Source organism: Bradyrhizobium sp. Pha-3 (assembly GCF_042258615.1).
GTDB lineage: Bacteria > Pseudomonadota > Alphaproteobacteria > Rhizobiales > Xanthobacteraceae > Bradyrhizobium.
Map to the genome: position 1 here is coordinate 3838878 of NZ_CP170152.1, position 14501 is coordinate 3853378.

Annotated in this window: 15 protein-coding genes; 9 read left to right on the forward strand and 6 right to left on the reverse strand. The window is 65.3% G+C overall.

The annotated features are described in order from the left end of the window. Positions 1 to 38 precede the first annotated feature (38 nt). Positions 39 to 362: a DUF1476 domain-containing protein gene (locus tag ACE10Z_RS17995; protein WP_375789108.1), complete on the reverse strand. Its 324-nt coding sequence runs from the start codon at positions 360 to 362 to the stop codon at positions 39 to 41. A gap of 347 nt (positions 363 to 709) precedes the next feature. Here ACE10Z_RS17995 and purC point away from each other — a divergent pair, with 347 nt between their 5' ends. From purC to ACE10Z_RS18025, 6 genes are all read left to right on the forward strand, one after another. Next, positions 710 to 1477, forward strand: coding sequence for a phosphoribosylaminoimidazolesuccinocarboxamide synthase (purC, locus tag ACE10Z_RS18000; protein ID WP_016843454.1), 768 nt, complete (start codon positions 710 to 712; stop codon positions 1475 to 1477). Positions 1478 to 1492: 15 nt separating this feature from the next. Then, positions 1493 to 1735, forward strand: a complete 243-nt coding sequence (gene purS, locus ACE10Z_RS18005) for a phosphoribosylformylglycinamidine synthase subunit PurS (protein WP_029083848.1) — start codon at positions 1493 to 1495, stop codon at positions 1733 to 1735. Between the two features lie 208 nt (positions 1736 to 1943). After that, positions 1944 to 2330 carry a hypothetical protein gene (locus ACE10Z_RS18010; protein ID WP_375789109.1) on the forward strand — a complete coding sequence of 129 codons (387 nt, stop codon included), beginning with the start codon at positions 1944 to 1946 and terminating at the stop codon, positions 2328 to 2330. A 4-nt stretch (positions 2331 to 2334) separates the two neighbouring features. After that, entirely contained in the window at positions 2335 to 3036 is a 702-nt protein-coding gene (gene purQ / locus ACE10Z_RS18015; protein ID WP_375789110.1) for a phosphoribosylformylglycinamidine synthase subunit PurQ, read from the forward strand. Positions 3037 to 3041: 5 nt separating this feature from the next. After that, complete coding sequence (locus ACE10Z_RS18020; protein WP_375789111.1) at positions 3042 to 4001, forward strand: tripartite tricarboxylate transporter substrate-binding protein; 960 nt, start codon at positions 3042 to 3044, stop codon at positions 3999 to 4001. Positions 4002 to 4190: 189 nt separating this feature from the next. Continuing rightward, complete coding sequence (locus tag ACE10Z_RS18025; RefSeq protein ID WP_375789112.1) at positions 4191 to 4928, forward strand: tetratricopeptide repeat protein; 738 nt, start codon at positions 4191 to 4193, stop codon at positions 4926 to 4928. A 143-nt stretch (positions 4929 to 5071) separates the two neighbouring features. Here ACE10Z_RS18025 and ACE10Z_RS18030 read toward each other — a convergent pair whose 3' ends face one another. Beyond that, positions 5072 to 6046, reverse strand: coding sequence for a DMT family transporter (locus ACE10Z_RS18030; protein WP_375789113.1), 975 nt, complete (start codon positions 6044 to 6046; stop codon positions 5072 to 5074). Between the two features lie 292 nt (positions 6047 to 6338). On the opposite strand from ACE10Z_RS18030, the gene ACE10Z_RS18035 reads away from it, so the two are divergent. Further along, the gene (locus tag ACE10Z_RS18035) at positions 6339 to 6743 is read left to right on the forward strand and encodes a hypothetical protein (protein ID WP_375789114.1); all 405 of its coding nucleotides are present in this window, start codon (positions 6339 to 6341) and stop codon (positions 6741 to 6743) included. Between the two features lie 65 nt (positions 6744 to 6808). Here ACE10Z_RS18035 and ACE10Z_RS18040 read toward each other — a convergent pair whose 3' ends face one another. Beyond that, positions 6809 to 9040 carry an alkaline phosphatase family protein gene (locus tag ACE10Z_RS18040; RefSeq protein WP_375789115.1) on the reverse strand — a complete coding sequence of 744 codons (2232 nt, stop codon included), beginning with the start codon at positions 9038 to 9040 and terminating at the stop codon, positions 6809 to 6811. Positions 9041 to 9375: 335 nt separating this feature from the next. Beyond that, on the reverse strand, positions 9376 to 9867 hold the full coding sequence (locus ACE10Z_RS18045; RefSeq protein ID WP_375789116.1) for a PaaI family thioesterase: 492 nt from the start codon (positions 9865 to 9867) through the stop codon (positions 9376 to 9378). A 198-nt stretch (positions 9868 to 10065) separates the two neighbouring features. Between ACE10Z_RS18045 and purL the strand changes: the two genes are divergently transcribed. Further along, complete coding sequence (gene purL / locus ACE10Z_RS18050; RefSeq protein ID WP_375789117.1) at positions 10066 to 12297, forward strand: phosphoribosylformylglycinamidine synthase subunit PurL; 2232 nt, start codon at positions 10066 to 10068, stop codon at positions 12295 to 12297. A 112-nt stretch (positions 12298 to 12409) separates the two neighbouring features. On the opposite strand, the gene ACE10Z_RS18055 is transcribed toward purL, so the two are convergent. After that, positions 12410 to 12670, reverse strand: a complete 261-nt coding sequence (locus ACE10Z_RS18055) for a GlsB/YeaQ/YmgE family stress response membrane protein (protein ID WP_223976144.1) — start codon at positions 12668 to 12670, stop codon at positions 12410 to 12412. Between the two features lie 101 nt (positions 12671 to 12771). Next, positions 12772 to 13248: a redox-sensitive transcriptional activator SoxR gene (gene soxR, locus ACE10Z_RS18060; protein ID WP_375789118.1), complete on the reverse strand. Its 477-nt coding sequence runs from the start codon at positions 13246 to 13248 to the stop codon at positions 12772 to 12774. Between the two features lie 136 nt (positions 13249 to 13384). Here soxR and ACE10Z_RS18065 point away from each other — a divergent pair, with 136 nt between their 5' ends. Further along, positions 13385 to 14500: an efflux RND transporter periplasmic adaptor subunit gene (locus ACE10Z_RS18065; RefSeq protein ID WP_375789119.1), complete on the forward strand. Its 1116-nt coding sequence runs from the start codon at positions 13385 to 13387 to the stop codon at positions 14498 to 14500. Position 14501: the final 1 nt, after the last annotated feature.

Consider the following 14501-nt stretch of genomic DNA (forward strand, 5'->3'; position numbering starts at 1 on the left):
GTCGGGAATCGCTGTCGCGGGGACTTACGTCCCAGCTTTCAAGTTCCAGCTTTGACCTGGGCCGCGGCTACGGCCAGCAATTCGTCCATCTTGGCGCGGACGTCGCGCTCGGTGAGGCCCTGGCCCTTGGCGGTGAGGTCCTTCAGGACCTTGTGCAGCACGTCATTGTCGCCGGCCTCCTCGAAGTCGGCGGCCACCACGTCCTTGGCATAGGCGCCGGCCGCGTCGCCCGTGATCCCGAGCTTCTCGGCGGCCCACAGGCCGAGCAGCTTGTTCCGGCGCGCTTCGGCCTTGAACTTCAGCTCCTCGTCGAGGGCGAACTTCTTCTCGAAACCTTCCTCGCGCTTGTTGAATTCGTTCATGCCGAAGTTCCATTTCCCTGCTGAATGGCGGGCCGTTGCTCGTTGCGGCAGCCCCGATGCCTGCCTAGATAGTTGGGAGGAATCGGCAAGACAACGAGCCGTTAAGCCGCAGGCAAACAGGCGGAATCGGGCCTTTTTGATAGGGCGGTATAAGTGCCGTGAAGGGGGCACTATCGATTGTGCTGGAAGGGCCAATCGGATAGGTTGCCAACAGGCATGGTTCTTGTTCTGTTTCCAGTTGGATTGCCCAGGTTCCAGGCCTCCGCGGCAGCTCCGTCGTGGGTCGTAACCCCAAGTCATCCGGAGCACCCAAATCCATGGATTTCAACAAAACACGGTACATCCCAATGAGCCGTCGACGCCGTATTTATGAAGGCAAGGCCAAGGTGCTTTACGAAGGCCCCGAGCCGGGAACCCTGATCCAGCACTTCAAGGACGACGCGACCGCGTTCAACGCCAAGAAACACCAGGTGATCGAGGGCAAGGGCGTCCTCAACAACCGGATTTCGGAGTACCTGTTTCAGCACCTCAACGACATCGGGGTGCCGACCCACTTCATCCGCCGCCTCAACATGCGCGAGCAGCTGATTCGCGAGGTCGAGATCGTGCCGCTCGAGGTGGTGGTGCGGAACGTCGCCGCCGGCTCGCTGTCGCAGCGGCTCGGGATCGAGGAGGGCACCCAGCTGCCGCGCTCGATCATCGAGTTCTATTACAAGAACGACCAGCTCAACGACCCGATGGTGTCGGAAGAGCACATCACCGCCTTCGGCTGGGCCACGCCGCAGGAGATCGACGACATCATGGCGCTGGCCATCCGCGTCAACGACTTCCTGACCGGCCTCTTCCTCGGCATCGGTATCCGCCTCGTCGACTTCAAGATGGAGTGTGGGCGGCTGTTCGAGAACGAGATGATGCGGATCATCGTCGCCGACGAGATCTCGCCAGACTCCTGCCGGTTGTGGGACATCAAGTCGAACGAGAAGCTCGACAAGGACCGTTTCCGCCGGGATCTGGGTGGCTTGCTCGAGGCCTACACCGAGGTCGCGAAGCGGCTCGGCATCCTGATCGAAAACGAGCGGCCGGCCGGCAGCGGCCCGGTGCTGGTGAAGAGCTAAGCTTAAGGGGCGACCGTGAAGGCACGTGTAACTGTGACATTGAAGTCGGGCATCCTCGATCCGCAAGGCAAGGCGATCGAGGGCGCGCTGAAATCGCTCGGCGTCGACGGCGTCGCCAGTGTTCGCCAGGGCAAGGTGTTCGACATCGAGCTCGCCGCGACCGACAAGGCCAAGGCGGAGGCGGCGCTCAAGGCCGCGGCCGACAAGCTGCTGGCCAATACCGTGATCGAGAACTATCGGGTCGAGGTTCTGAGCTAGCGGAGCGAGCCAAATGACATCCGCCGCTCCCGCCGCTGCTCACAGTGACCGAATCTTCGTCCGGGCGCTCCTGGTTGGCTTGCTCACGGCAGCTGGAATCGGCGGGGCTTCGGCTCAACCGGCGCCGGCAGCGCCTGCCGCGACGACGCAACCGCCGCCATTCACGGTCAGCGGATGGAGCTACGAGCGCCGCGGCTCCGATGTGCATATGTTCCGCTGCGCGCAATCGTCCTGCGGCGCAGGCTCCAAGGTGAGCTACCGGTATTATACCGGCGGAAAACAGATGACTCTCGACCAGTTCCGTGAGGGGCAGGAGCAGATCATCAAGGCGCTTGAGCAGCGGACGCCGGGGCAGCGCATTACGCTGCTCGGCGTTGATGGCGACAAGGGCACCGCGGGGCCGCGCATGTTCAAGGCACGGCGCCTGACCGTGACAGCCAACGGCGCAAGCGAGTATCAGGTCAGCGGCTTGCTGCTTGCCGGACAAGGCTCCGCCAGCCTGATCAGCTCGGCGCATGACGAAAAGGCCAGCAACGACAATTACGCGAAGTTTGCCGCCGCAGTTAAGCTCGTGCTGGCACCCAAAACCAGGTGATGCAATGAAATCAGCCGTCCTCGTCTTCCCCGGCATCAATCGCGAGCGCGACATGGCGCGCGCGCTCAAGCTTGCATCCGGCAATGAGACCGCGATGGTCTGGCACGCCGAGACTGCGCTGCCCAAAGGCACCGACCTCGTGGTGGTGCCCGGCGGCTTCTCCTATGGCGACTATCTGCGCTGCGGCGCGATCGCGGCCCGCGCGCCCGTGATGGACGCGGTGCGCGCCTTCGCAGCCTCGGGCGGGCTGGTGCTCGGCGTCTGCAACGGTTTCCAGATCCTCTGCGAGTCCGGGCTGTTGCCGGGCGTGCTGATGCGCAATGCCGGGCTGAAATTCGTCTGCCGCGACGTGCATATGCGCATCGAACGCTCCGACACGCCGTTCACCCGCGGCTACAATGCCGGCCAGGTGATCCGCGTGCCGGTCGCGCATGGTGAGGGCAATTACGAGGCGGACGAGGAGACGCTGAAGCGGCTCGAAGGCGACGGGCGGGTGCTCTATCGCTACTGCTCTGCCGATGGCGTGGTCGACGAGGCCTCCAACTTCAACGGCGCCGCGCATTCGATCGCCGGCATCGTCAACGAGCGCGGCAACGTGCTCGGCATGATGCCGCACCCGGAAAACCACGTCGAAGAGATCATGGGCTGCACCGACGGCCGCGGCCTGTTCGCAGGCCTGGTCCAGCAGTTCGAAAAGGCCGCGTAACCATCATGTTTGGACGGTGGTTCGCGGCGGCCGCAGCGCTGTTGCTTGCGACGGCGGCACACGCTCAGGACTTCCCGAAGCGTCCGATCACGATGATCGTGCCGTTCGCGGCCGGCGGCACCTCCGACGTGATTGCCCGCGCGGTCGCCGACCAGATGAGTGCCGCGCTCGGCCAGACCATCATCATCGAGAATGTCGGCGGCGCCGGCGGCTCGACGGCGCTGACCCGCGCCGCGCGTGCCGAGCCGGACGGCTATACGATCGCGATCGGCAACGCCGGCACCAATGCGGCGAGTTACACGATCTATCCGAAGCTGTCGTTCACGCCCGACTCCTTCGCGCCGATCGCCGTGGTCGCGAAAACCTTCGGCATCGTCGCGCTGCGCAAGGATTTCCCGGCCAAGGATCTCAAGGAATTCATCGACTACGCCAGGAAGAATCCGGGCAAGGTCAATCTCGGCCATGCCGGCATCGGCTCCTCGAATTATCTGATCTGCAAGAGCTTCGTGCATGCCGCGGGGATCGACGTGCAACTCGTCGGCTATCGCGGCGCGGCGCTCGCGCTGACGGACGCAATCGGCAGCCAGATCGACGGCGTCTGCGATGCCGCCGCCTCGGTGTCGCAGGCGATCGACGACAAATTGATGAAGGCGGTCGTGGTCGGCTCGACCGTGCGGCTCGCGTCGCTGCCGGACCTGCCGACCTCGACTGAAGCTGGCCTGGCCGAGTTCGAGGCGCAGGGCTGGAACGGCCTGTTCGCGCCGAAGGGCACCCCGGGCGAGATCATCGCCAAGCTCAACGCCGCCGCGCGCACCGCGGTCGCGAGCGAGGCGGTCAAGAAGCGCTTCGTCGAGTTGTCGACCGTTGCGCCCGACTCCGATGAGCTCGCACCCGAGGTGCTGCAGCAACTCGTGACCCGCGACGTCGCGAAATACCGCGCGCTGCTCTCGGACGACAAGAAGTAGCGGCTTCGCGATGCGCGCGGATCATGAACCTGATCCGCTCCGGCAGACACCAACGCAGGGATAGCCGCTTCCATTTCATCATCTCGTCACGCTAGCGCCGCTCGAGTGGCAACCTGGGATTGTCGCAGCGTGCCGGGTACGCTATGACGGAAGCGATTTGGATGATTGGTCTGGTTCGCTGGAATTCGCATGCCCGTTGCATTGGTCGTACTGCTGCTCGACATCACGCTGATCTATCACGCCTCGCGCACCGGGCGCCTGCAGCCATGGGCCTTCATCATCCTGATGGTGCCGCTGGTCGGCGCGCTCGCCTACATCGTCGTCGAGCTCGTTCCGGAATGGTGGGGCGGACCGGCTGCCGCGCAGGCGCGCAAGCGCGTCGCCAACCGTATCGATCCGGAGAAGCGGTATCGCGAACTGTCTGACCGGCTCGCGACATCCGACACGATCGCCAACCGGGCGGCGCTGGCCGCGGAGTGCCAGACCGTCGGGCGCTTCGAGGAGGCGGAGAGCCACTACGATCACGTCTTGAGGCTGCCGCAGGGCGACGATCCGGCCTACGCACTGGCCAAGGCGCAGGCGCAGTTCGCCCGCAAGCAACCGTCCGAGGCGCTGGCGACGCTCGATGCGTTGCGCGAGCGCTGGCCGGATTTCGAGTCCGCCGAGGGGCATCTGCTCTACGCCCGCTCGCTCGCCGAGTTGGGCCGGCTCGACGAGGCGCTGGAGGAATATCAGGCGGTGTCGCAGTATTTTCCGGGCGCCGAGGCGCGGGTCCGCTATGGCTTGTTGTTGCAGCTGGTCGGCCGCACCGCCGAAGCGCGCATCGTGTTCAACGAACTGTTGATCCAGATGCGGCGAGCACCGAAATACCTGCGCGACGCGCAGGCCGAGTGGCTCTCGATCGCCGAGAAGCAATTGTCTGCGTAGCGGCTGTGAAGGCATATTGACCGTCATTGCGAGCGAAGCGAAGCAATCCATCTCTCCCCGAGTTGAGGCATGGATTGCTTCGCTTCGCTCGCAATGACGTGGATAGTGCTGTGCACCAATGCGTCGTTGGATCTGAACTGCGGCTATCGGCTTCGCAGCCACCGCTTCACGGCTTCGCCCGGGATTGTCATCGCGGCGACGCCGGCCATCACCAGCAACAGACCGAGCGCGAGGTTCGACGGCACGGATTCCCCGAGCAGGATCACCGACAGCGCGACGCCGATCGGAATCCGCAGATAGCCTTGCGCATTTGTGGTGAGCGTGCCGAGCCGCGTCAGGCACATGTAGAACAGCATCAGGCCGAACGCGCTGGAGAAGATGCCCATCACGACGGTGGCGACCAGCGCCTGCGGCGTCGGGTGCAGCGTCCAGGGATGGTCGACGATCAGGGCGACCGGCAGCAGCACGGTGCCGCCGAACAAAAGCGAGCCGGCGGCTACCACCATGGGGTCATAGTCGGAGAGACGAAGCCCGAAGATCGTGGCGCAGGCGAACGAGACGGTGGCGAGCAGGATCGCGATCTCGGCGACAATCTCCTTGCCGAAGCCCGAGAGCGCGTCGAGGCCGATGATCGCGATCGTGCCGGCGAGGCCGAGGATCGCGCCGACGAATTTGAGCGGCGAGGCGGGCTCGTGCCGCGTGATCGCCCAGGTGATCAGGAAGGCGAAGATCGGCGTCGTCGAGGCCAGCACCACGGTGTTGGACGCCGGCACGTAGAGCTGCGCCCAGGTGATCACCAGGAACGGGATCGTCGAGTTGATGGTCTGCTGGAAGGCGAACAGCTTCCACGCCTTGATGTCGGTCGGGATCCGGATGCCGCGGATCCGGAGCACCACGAGCAGGAAGGCGGCCGCCACCAGCGAGCGCGCCGAGATGAAGGTGACTGGCGGGATCGAGCCGAGCCCGATCTTGGTCAGCGGATAGGTCGAGCTCCAGCAGCAGGCCAGCGCCAGCAGCAGCGCATAATCGCGCCAGCCGCGCACGCCCGGCGCGGCGGTCGAAGTGGGCGTGATCTCGGGAGCCGTCACGCCACCCGTCTTCGCTGTGCTCTGCGGCACCTTGATTGGCTCCCCCGCGCGTTGGCGCGCGACGGGTCCAATGTAGCGCGGCGCCGCGCCGCAAGGCTAGGGCGTTTGGCCGGTGCGCGGCCGGATCCCGCGACCGCCCAGTCGGGCCGTGGGTGTTCGCGGAATCGCACTTCAAACGATCACAACACCGTTCAAGGGCGTAAATCACACGCGTCCGCAGCGAATTCGAACTAGCATGGTGCCGGCGCCGCCGTTCCCTGCGAAGCACAGGGAGCAGTGCGGACGGCACCGCATTCTGCGAACGATTGACAAGGAGCACAGCATGAAGAACGCTCTCGTTTGCGGCTTTGCCGCGCTGGTCATCTGCTTGATGGCGGCGGACGTCGCTCGCGCCCAATCCGGAGCTCCGCCGGTACCGACGACGCGAATTCTTGCGATCGGGACCCTGAACCCGGGCGTCGACCCGGCCGCGGCGCGCGCGATCCTACCGACCGAGGTCCGCGAGACCGTCAAGCTTTACCTCGATAGCAAGATCGACCAGTGGTTCTCGCTGCAGGGGCGTCCCGGCGTGGTGTTCATCCTGAACATGACTGACACCGCGGCGGCCCACGAGATGCTGGAGAAATTGCCGCTGGGGCAGGCGCATCTGATGAGCTTCGAATTGATCCCCGTCGGCCCGCTTAATCCGCTCCGGCAGTTGCTGGGGACGGCGGCGGGCTCGCCGTAGGCCGGGTATGGAGCAAAACGATGGACGCCGGCTTGGCGTCCATCGCGTGACATTTGCCCGAGCTCCTAGCGCAGGACCTCGCTCAGCACCTCGCCATCGACCTGGTGCGGTGTGGTGCCGAGGAGCCGCATGATGGTCGGCGCCACGTCGATGTTGCGCATGCGCCGCACGACGGTGTCCTTGCGGATCTGCGGCCCTGCGGCGATGAACGTCGCGCTCATGACCGGAAGCTCGGGATCGTGACCGTGGGCGCCGTAGAAGTTCGGCATCGACAGCGCAGTGGTTGCCGAATTGAACGGCGCATCGCCCTGGCGCGCGACACCGGGGTTCTGGATGCCGTCGAAATTGTAGCCGGGCGCCATCAGCGCGAACACGTCGCCATAGTCCTGGCCGACGGTCTTGCTGATGCACTGTCCGGTTCCGGCGTCGCATTGCAGCGGCCGGGTCTCGACGACGGTGAAGATGCGCTGGTCCTTGAGCGAGTAGTTGAAGCGCACATTGGGATCGACCGCGTTCTTCACCGCGTCGGTGATCTGCGCCACCAGGTTACGGTAGGTCGCCAGATCGACGGTGCCGCCGAGCTCGCGGTTTTGCAGGTTGATGTAGATGTCGGCGGCAGGACCCGAGGTGCGGATCCCGACCTTGCTGGTGTCGATGCCGGCGTTGCGCAGGATGTTGGTGAGATTGACCGAGGTGTGGAACGGCGCGAAGCCGTGATCCGACACCACGACGACGTTGCTGTCATGGCCCGCCGCATCGGCAATCTGCTTCACCGCCCTGTCGGCGGTCTGGTAGGCGAAACGGATGTAGGACGCGTAGCGCTTGACCTTGGCCGGATCCTGGTTGGCGCCGATCGAATTCGGGTCGGTCGGGTTGGTGCCCTGGCGGGGATCGGTCAGCAGGAACTGGTGCTCGGAGCCGTCGGGCTGCTCGATATAGACCATGACGAGGTCGGCGTCCGGATGGGTCTTGATCGCGCGCTCGCCGATATTTGCCTGGTAGCGCACGAAGGTCTTCACCATGTCCTCGTACATCGTTTCGATCTCGACGTCGGGGAAGCTGGTGAAGCCCGGGCTCAGACGCTCCGGAATGCGGAAGTCGGCCTGCGGACGCCAGAACCCGATGTTATCGTTGATGTCGTCGACATCGGCCAGCACCGGCGTGTTGCGCGGGATGTAGTTGGCGCCGTAGCGGGCCAAGCGCACCACCGAGAGGTCCGGCGACAGCGCCGAGACGAAGTAGGCGGCGCCGACCTTCGCCCCGCTGCCTTCGAAGAAGAACGGCGCGTTCTCGCCGCCGAACTTGACGTAGGCCGGCCCGGTCGACGGCGCATGGAACGGTCCTGCGGTGATGCCGCGGTTGGCGTCGAAGAACACCAGCGTGTCGTAGTTCACCTTGCGGTCATTGGTGGTGTCGATCGCGGCGACGCGGATCGAATACTTGACGTCAAGCGTCGCGGCATTGGTGCAGGTCGCCGTCGCGGCCGCGGAACATGAGAATGTCTCGATCGGTGCCGAGGTCACCAGCACCGGGCTGAACGAGAAATGGCCCGCAGCCTGCAGCGCCGCGACGATGCCCGGATCGGTCGTGAAGTCGCTGCGCGACAGCGAGAAGCCTTGGGCCCCGATACCGCCGAAGGCGCCGAACGGCACCGTGAAGTCGGTCACGCGTGTCGGCTGAGCCGGCTGCACCACGGTCTTGTTGATCGAGATGTCGGCGCCGTCGCCGCCGGGCCACGTCGCGGTGATGACCTTCTTGCCCTGCTGGCGCAGCTGCACCCACAGGGGCTGTGCCGTCGGGTGCGTCGACGGCCCGAGCGGGCTTTCGTTGTAGCCGCCGATCGGCGCCGCGAAGCCGCTGATGCTGCTGGAGATCGGCCCGACGATCGGCTGGAACGTGTTGGAGGGGATGTCGTTATGCACCGCCGTCGAACCGGTCGCGATCGCGATATGCGAGACCGCCGTGAGCGACGGTGATGCCGTCACGTTCTGCTGCGCCACTGCGCCGCGCCGGCTGAGCCTGGCGAGGCCGCCGTCGCGCGGCAGCACGCCTTCCTCGATGAATTTCTGGATGAAATCGGGCTTGGCACCGTCGAGCGAGATCATCACCACGCGCGGCTTGCGGCCGTGACCGCCGTCATGGTCCTGATCCTGGTCCTGATCGTGACCGCGGGACTCGCCGACGCCGCGATCGCCATTATCGCCGTCCTGACCGGCGCGCGCCGGAGTTGCAACGCACGCCAGCGATGCGACAAGCGACATCACCGACGTGACGGAAACAAACGTCTTCAATTTCATGAGAATGCCCCAACCTCGCTGCGCGAATGCACAAACAGAAACCGTTCAGCAATATTCGGGGGCTTGGCTGACGCGCATGTGACGCGCGCGCGACGACGCAACGACAGCATGTCGTCGCGTCACAACTGGCGTCTGCATTGCTTCACGCGACAAACGCGCGTGAACACAATGCGCTAATGCTGCGCTTTCGATTCAACCCGTGGCGATGTAACAGCTGGATGACGGCGTGCGTCCACAGACGTGGAGCGTTTTCCAGCGAAGTGTTCGCGTGAAGAAAACGCGTCAAGGAAAAATCTGGAGCCGTTCCGATTCAACCGGACGGGCTCCAGCGCGCTTTACGCTGTCTTCTCCGCCGGCGCCTTGCGCTTCGTCCGCTTGATGGTGCCGGAGAAGCTGAGCAGGGGTCGCTCGGCCGATGTCAGCATGCCGCGCACGAAGATCAGCGACCCGCCGGCGCGGGTGACCTCGCCGGTGCATTCGATCAGATCACCCTCGCGGGCCGCGTCGAGGAATTCCGAGGCGAACGAGACCGTGACCCCGGGGCCCTGGAGCACCGGAGAGGCGAGCGCGAACAGGCAGTAATCCGCGAAGGTCATGAGGCAGCCGCCATGGACGTTGCCCGAGCCATTGAGGTGCTTCGGGCCGACCCGGAACGCGCAGGCGATGCGGCCGTTCTCGTCCATGCGGTGGTAGAATGGGCCGGTATGGGTCTCGAAACTGTCCCGGGTCCAGGTTCGCCAGCCGACGAATTCGCCCTCGGTTTCGACGTGCAGGTCGGGGCGGCGGTTGAATGCCGTATTGAGTGCGGTCTTGGCGAGCTCGTTCACGAAATCTGGCCTTCAATTATCGGGTTCGGGACCTTAAATCCGATCCATCCCGATTGTGCAAATCCCAGGCACAAATCCAGGTGCGATTCCGGGCCGCAAATCCCGGGCCGCGCCAAACCGCCGCAAAGCTCTGGACAGGCCGGAAATGGGCCGTAAAAGGCCTTTTCGCCCCCGTTCGATCTACCTATTAAGGGTCCCATGACCGCGCCCAAGAACGACCCCAAGAACGAGCCTCAAATCACCCCCGAACTCGTCGCCGCCCACGGGCTGAAGCCGGACGAGTACGAGCGCATCCTGAAGCTGATCGGGCGGGTTCCGACCTTCACCGAACTCGGCATCTTCTCGGCGATGTGGAACGAGCATTGCTCGTACAAGTCTTCGCGTATCCATCTGCGCGGGCTGCCCACCAAGGCGCCTTGGGTGATTCAGGGCCCCGGCGAGAATGCCGGCGTGATCGATATCGGCGACGGCCAGGCCGTGGTCTTCAAGATGGAGAGCCACAACCACCCGAGCTACATCGAGCCGTACCAGGGCGCAACCACCGGTGTCGGCGGCATCCTGCGCGACGTCTTCACCATGGGCGCCCGGCCGATCGCCTGCCTGAATGCGCTGAGCTTCGGCGCACCCGAGCACCCCAAGACCCGGCATCTGGTGTCCGGCGTGGTCGCGGGCGTCGGCGGCTACGGCAATTCGTTCGGCGTGCCGACGGTCGGCGGCCAGGTGCGCTTCCACACCCGCTATGACGGCAACATCCTGGTCAACGCGATGGCGGTCGGCCTCGCCGACGCCGACAAGATCTTCTACGCGGCGGCCTCCGGCGTGAATATGCCCATCGTCTATCTCGGCTCCAAGACCGGCCGCGACGGCATCCACGGCGCCTCGATGGCTTCGGCCGAATTCGACGACGCCTCCGAGGAGAAGCGCCCGACCGTGCAGGTCGGCGATCCCTTCGCCGAGAAGCTGCTTTTGGAAGCCTGCCTCGAGATCATGGAAAAGGGTTGCGTGATCGCGATTCAGGACATGGGCGCGGCCGGCCTGACCTGCTCGGCGGTCGAGATGGGCGCCAAGGGCGATCTCGGCGTCGACCTCGATCTCGATGCGGTACCGACCCGCGAGACCGGCATGAGCGCCTACGAGATGATGCTCTCGGAGAGCCAGGAGCGCATGCTCATGGTGCTCAAGCCCGAGAAGGAGGAAGAGGCCGAGGCGATCTTCCGCAAATGGGGGCTCGATTTCGCCATCGTCGGCTACACCACGCCGAGCAAGCGCTTCGTCGTCAAGCATGGCGGCGACGTGATGGCCGACCTGCCGATCAAGGAGCTCGGCGACGAGGCGCCGGTCTATGACCGCCCGCACGTCGCCTCGAATGTGCTGCCGGTGATCCGCGGGCAGGACGTCAAGCCGCCGCTCGGCCTCGCGGAGGCGCTGACGAAGCTGATCGGCACGCCCGAACTGTGCTCGAAGCGCTGGGTCTGGGAGCAATACGACCACGTCATCCTCGGCAATACCATGCAGCGTCCCGGCGGCGATGCCGCGGTGGTCCGCGTCGAGGACGGGCCGAAGGGGCTTGCGCTCACCGTCGACGTCACGCCGCGCTATTGCGAGGCCGATCCGTTCGAGGGCGGCAAGCAGGCGGTGGCCGAAGCCTGGCGCAACATCACCGCGGTCGGCGGCCGGCCGCTCGCGATCACCGACAATCTCAACTTCGGCAACCCGGAGCGGCCCGAGATCATGGGCCAGTTCGTCGGCTGCCTGAAGGGCATCTCGGAAGCCTGCCGCGTGCTGGACTTCCCGGTCGTGTCCGGCAACGTCTCGCTCTACAACGAGACCAACGGCCGCGGCATCCTGCCGACGCCCTCGATCGGCGGCGTCGGCCTGCTCGACGACTTCACCAAATCGGCGACCCTGGCGTTCAAGGCGGCGGGCGAGGCGATCCTGCTGGTCGGCGAGACCCAGGGCTGGCTCGGCCAGTCGGTCTACCTGCGCGATGTCTGCGGCCGCGAGGAGGGCGCTCCGCCGCCGGTCGATCTCGCCACCGAGAAGCGCAACGGCGACGTGGTGCGCGGCATGATCCGCGCCGGTACTGCGACCGCGGTGCATGACGTGTCCGACGGCGGGCTGCTGATCGCGCTCGCCGAGATGGCGATCGCAAGCGGCATCGGCGCGCAGCTCCTGGCGGCGCCATCCTCGATCGTGCCGCATGCCTACTGGTTCGGCGAGGATCAGGCGCGCTACATCGTTACCGTGCCTGCGGCCGACGCAGGCCTCGTGCTGGCCAAGATGAAGGGCGCCGGCGTGCCATGTGCGCGCATCGGCACCACCGGCGGCGAGGCGATTGCGGTTGCCGGCGAGCCGCCCGTGACGATCGAAAGCCTGTCCCGCGCCTTCGAGCACTGGCTGCCGAACTACATGCACGGCACTGCCGCCTGATTCCGTCGGATCAGGCGCTACAAGCGTCGAGCGAACAAAGATCCCAATAGCGCGATGAACCCATCATCGCGCTATTGCCTTATGTCCAGGCGCGATCCTTTCGGATCAAGCGCTAGGTCGCACCGCGGATCGCGCGCCAGGCAAAGATGATAATGACTGCGCCGATGAAGCCGGCGACGAGGTAGCCGATCCATCCGCCGCCAAGTGACACGCCGAGCAGACCCAATAGCCAGTTCGCCAGCGCGGCGCCGACGATGCCGAGGATGATATTCATGAAGATACCGGTTCCGGTCTTCATGAACATCTCGGCGAGCCAGCCGGCCAATCCGCCGACGATGATTGCGGCGATCCATCCAACTTGAGGGTCGTTCATCTCAGGACTCCCTAGGGTCAAGCAGTCCGGCCAGCATAACTGAGAATCACCCGGCGGCATGTGACCAATGGCAGGTTGTGCGCAACTTGTCGGCGACGGGCTCAAGCCTGCCGCCCACGGCGCTGCCGGCGTTCGGCTGCCGTGATCAGGATGCGCGGGCCCGGGCCCTGGGCGCCGAGCCTGTCGTTGCCGTTGCGCAGCGGGCAATCGGTCACCGACAGACAGCCGCAGCCGATGCAGTTGAACAGCTTGTCGCGAAGATCGGTGAGATCGCTGATGCGGTGCTCCAGCGCCGCGGTCCAGGCGCGCATCGCACGCTCCCATTCGCGCATGGTCGGGGCGCGATCGAGCGGTATCGCGGCGAAGGTCTGCCTGATCTCTTCCAGTGGAATCCCGGCGCGCTGCGCGATCCTGATCACCGCGATGCGCCGCAGCACGCCGCGCATGTAGCGGCGCTGGTTGCCGCTGGTGCGCCGGCTCGCGATCAGCCCCTTGCTCTCGTAGAAGTGAAGGGTGGAGACGGCGAGGCCGCTGCGCTGCGCCACTTCGCCGACTGAAAGCTCTTGTGGAAGCGCCATTTGCCTCGAGATCCCGGATTAGAAGTCGTGCAAGCTGCGAGCCTTGACCTCAACCATACTTGAGGTTCTATACCAGTTGCGGGCTTGCAGGGGCAAGCTTCCGGCCGAGATGCCGGGGTTCGTTCTTGGAAGCGAAATGCCGTCCGCATCATCCTCGTCGCGCCGCTGGCTCGGGCTTCGCGCCAAGCCGTTCGGCATCACCCTTGTCTTGCTGATCTGTACCGCGGCCGCCTTGTTCGCCTGGCGCGCCGGCGGATCCAGTGCGTCCGCCAAGGCCACGACCGAGGCCCCGCCGACGCCGGTGGCGGCCATGGTGGTGCGGACCGAAACCTTGCCGCGCGCGATCGAGGCGATCGGCTCGTTGCAGGCAGTGCGGCAGGTGGTTCTGGCGCCCGAAGTGGCCGGCCGCGTCACCGCGATCAACTTCGATGCCGGTACCGATGTCGCCGAGGGTGCAGCGCTGGTGCAGCTTTATGATGCGCCGCTGCGCGCCTCGCGCGCGGTCGCGGTTTCCAAGGGACGCTTTGCGCAATTGCAGGAGAAGCGTTCGCAGGGCCTCGCGCCCTCCGGCTTCGTGACCCAGGAGACGCTGCAGCAGCGGCAGGAAGACCTGAAGCAGGCTGACGCCTCGGTCGAGCAGCTCGATGCGCAGATCGCGCAGACGACGATCCGCGCGCCGTTCGCCGGCCAGATCGGCCTGCGCAAGGTCAATCTCGGCCAGTACGTCAATGCCGGCGATGCGCTCGCTACGCTGACCGCGCTCGACCAGCTCTATGCCAATTTCACCGTTCCGCAGCAGCGCCTGTCAAATCTGAAGGTGGGAGGCGCGGTGACGATCCGTACCGATGCTTTCCCCGATCGGGTGTTCGAGGCCAAGATCAACGCCATCGAACCGCAGGTCGCCGAGGATACCCGCAATGTCCTCGTGCAGGCTTTGTTCAGCAATCCCGACCGGCTGCTGCGGCCTGGGCTCTTCGTGATGGTGAACGTCGTGTTGCCGCCGCAGCTCGACGCCATCGTGGTGCCCGTCACCGCGATCCAGACCAGCGCGTCCGGCGAGAGCGTGCTCGTGGTGCGCGACAACAAGGCGATCGGCGTCGCCGTCAGGACCGGCCAGCGCATCGGTGAACGGGTCGTGGTGGAGCACGGGCTTTCGCCTGGCGATCACATCGTGACCGCGGGCCAGCTCCGCGTCATGCCGGGTGCTGCCGTCCAGATGACCATGGCGGAGACGCCGGAGAAGGGGCGCTAAC

Coding starts and splice junctions, on each gene's coding strand:
- ACE10Z_RS17995 (WP_375789108.1), bottom strand. CDS start 362: ATGAACGAATTCAACAAGCGCGAGGAAGGTTTCGAGAAGAAGTTCGCC.
- purC (WP_016843454.1), top strand. CDS start 710: ATGAGCCGTCGACGCCGTATTTATGAAGGCAAGGCCAAGGTGCTTTAC.
- ACE10Z_RS18010 (WP_375789109.1), top strand. CDS start 1,944: ATGTTCCGCTGCGCGCAATCGTCCTGCGGCGCAGGCTCCAAGGTGAGC.
- purQ (WP_375789110.1), top strand. CDS start 2,335: ATGAAATCAGCCGTCCTCGTCTTCCCCGGCATCAATCGCGAGCGCGAC.
- ACE10Z_RS18020 (WP_375789111.1), top strand. CDS start 3,042: ATGTTTGGACGGTGGTTCGCGGCGGCCGCAGCGCTGTTGCTTGCGACG.
- ACE10Z_RS18025 (WP_375789112.1), top strand. CDS start 4,191: ATGCCCGTTGCATTGGTCGTACTGCTGCTCGACATCACGCTGATCTAT.
- ACE10Z_RS18035 (WP_375789114.1), top strand. CDS start 6,339: ATGAAGAACGCTCTCGTTTGCGGCTTTGCCGCGCTGGTCATCTGCTTG.
- ACE10Z_RS18040 (WP_375789115.1), bottom strand. CDS start 9,040: ATGAAATTGAAGACGTTTGTTTCCGTCACGTCGGTGATGTCGCTTGTC.
- purL (WP_375789117.1), top strand. CDS start 10,066: ATGACCGCGCCCAAGAACGACCCCAAGAACGAGCCTCAAATCACCCCC.
- ACE10Z_RS18055 (WP_223976144.1), bottom strand. CDS start 12,670: ATGAACGACCCTCAAGTTGGATGGATCGCCGCAATCATCGTCGGCGGA.
- soxR (WP_375789118.1), bottom strand. CDS start 13,248: ATGGCGCTTCCACAAGAGCTTTCAGTCGGCGAAGTGGCGCAGCGCAGC.
- ACE10Z_RS18065 (WP_375789119.1), top strand. CDS start 13,385: ATGCCGTCCGCATCATCCTCGTCGCGCCGCTGGCTCGGGCTTCGCGCC.